General features: G+C 42.4%; 1 protein-coding gene. It reads left to right on the forward strand.

Going from position 1 to position 526, the window contains the following annotated elements:
- Positions 1–203: 203 nt before the first annotated feature.
- Positions 204–526: globin domain-containing protein (locus tag AC3DEV_RS16720; protein ID WP_488372820.1), on the forward strand; the 323-nt coding region annotated here is incomplete at its 3' end.

The raw sequence follows: 526 nt of genomic DNA on the forward strand, positions 1-526 counted from the left end.
TTGACAAAGGAATTTACGCAAACGATTACCTTCAGGCTACGCAAGGCTTTGGAGAATAAAGAGCTTGCAACCGGAAACGGATTTCTTTTCAGGTTTGTGATGCAAATTTTTCACTTCATCACATTCTTTCTGAAAAACACCAAAGAACCATTTACATTGCAGGGCTATTTTTTATAAGATGCATTTGAGATACATCAATTAAGATGCAAAAAAAGGAAGACCATATGCTTGACGCTCAAACCATCGCTACAGTAAAAGCCACCATCCCTTTACTGGTGGAAACGGGACCAAAGTTAACCGCCCATTTCTACGACCGTATGTTTACTCATAACCCAGAACTCAAAGAAATTTTTAACATGAGTAACCAGCGTAATGGCGATCAACGTGAAGCCCTGTTTAACGCTATTGCCGCCTACGCCAGCAATATTGAAAACCTGCCTGCGCTGCTGCCAGCGGTAGAAAAAATCGCGCAGAAGCACACCAGTTTCCAGATCAAACCGGAACAGTACAACATCGTCGGTGAACA

The sequence above is a fragment of the Dietzia sp. IBK-p2-15D genome, assembly GCF_057773105.1.